1 protein-coding gene is annotated in these 1,590 nt (G+C 69.1%); it reads left to right on the top strand.

What is annotated here, in order from left to right; genetic code table 11:
- Positions 1–125 precede the first annotated feature (125 nt).
- Complete coding sequence (locus B056_RS0110780; protein WP_018501874.1) at positions 126–1,349, top strand: IS4 family transposase; 1,224 nt, start codon at positions 126–128, stop codon at positions 1,347–1,349.
- Positions 1,350–1,590: the final 241 nt, after the last annotated feature.

The following is a 1,590-nucleotide window of genomic DNA, read 5'->3' as shown; positions in this document are numbered from 1 at the left end:
CCAATGCCGTGAAGCTTAAGTCGATCTTGAATAGTTGATGTTCGCTGTTCGTGGCTGGCGGGTGGTACGGCGTGGCGGCGTGGCATCGGTGCCGCTGGGTGGTTTGGTCACGGTTCGTGGCTTCGATGGTGACTCCGGACCAGGTGTCGGTGGGTGTGCTGGTGACGGCGGTGCCGCGGGACGCGGTGGACGAGGCGGTGGCGGCCTGCGGCGTCGGTGAGCGGCGCAGGGGCGGGAAACTCCCACCCCATGTGACGGCCTATCTGACGTTGGCGATGTGTCTGTTCTCAGACGACGACTATGCCGAGGTCGCGCAGAAGACGACCGGGTCGCTGGACCGGTTCGGCTGCTGGGACGGGTCGTGGACGCCGCCGAGCGCGAGTGGGATCACCCAGGCGCGTAAGCGGCTGGGTCGGGTGGTGATGGCCGAGGTGTTCGAGCGGGTCGCGGGCCAGGTCGCGACACTGTCGACGCGGGGTGCGTGGCTGCGGGGCCGGTTGCTGCTCGCGATCGACGGGTTCGACGTCGATGTGCCCGACACCGAGGAGAACGCGGCCGAGTTCGGTTACGCCGGGTCGGGTGAGAAGCGGTCGGCGTTCCCGAAACTGCGGGTCGTCGCGTTGGCGGAGTGCGGCACCCATGCGTTCCGCGCCGCCGAGGTTGGTGGCTGGGCGGCTGGGGAGAGGACGCTGGCCCGCGGGCTGCTGATGCGGCTGAACCGCGACGAGGTGCTGACCGCCGACCGGGGGTTCTACTCGTTCGACAACTGGTCGCTGGCCGCGGGCACCGGCGCGGATCTGATCTGGCGGGCCCCGACCGGGCTGAAACTACCGGTCGTCAAGGTGCTGGGCGATGGCACGTTCCTCACCGTCCTGATCAACCCGGAGATCACGGGAAGTCGGCGCCGTGAGCGGCTGCTCGCCGCGGCGAAGGCCGGCGACGAGCTCGATCCGGACGAGGCGCACCTGGCCCGGGTCGTCGAGTACGACATCCCCGACCGGGCTGGTAACGGCACCGGTGAACTGGTCGTCGTGCTGACCACGATCCTCGACCCACGTGACGCCCGTGCCGACGAGATCGCCGCCGGCTACAACGAACGCTGGGAAGAGGAAACCTCCAACGACCAGCTCAAGACCCATCTCCGTGGCCCCGGGAGAGTCCTACGTTCCCGGCTGCCGGACCTTGCTGTCCAGGAGATGTGGGCCTGGCTGATCGTCCAGTACGCGCTCACGGCCCTGATCGCCGGCGCCGCGGAGGCCGCCGAGATCGACCCCGACCGAGTCGGCTTCGCCCGGACACTGCGCCTGGTCCGCCGTTCCGCCACCGGGACGGCGGACATTCCCCCCTGAGGACTGGAACACCCGGCTACCCCGGTTCCACACCGAGATCACCCGCACGCTCAACCCGCCACGGCGTCACCGCACCTGCCCCCGGGTCGTCAAACGCGCCCGGCACAACAGCTACCGCGTCAAGAAACCCGACGAACCCGCCTCGATCCGCCACCCGGGCCCCGCCACGATCCGACTCCACCCACTCACCCCACGCGCGGCCTGACCAAACCCCAGCAAGATCGCCTTAAGCTTCACGGCA

Origin of the sequence: Parafrankia discariae (assembly GCF_000373365.1) — a bacterium.
GTDB classification, from domain to species: domain Bacteria; phylum Actinomycetota; class Actinomycetes; order Frankiales; family Frankiaceae; genus Parafrankia; species Parafrankia discariae.
The sequence above is the reverse complement of the archived record's forward strand: the minus strand, read 5'-3'. Positions and strand labels throughout refer to the sequence as shown.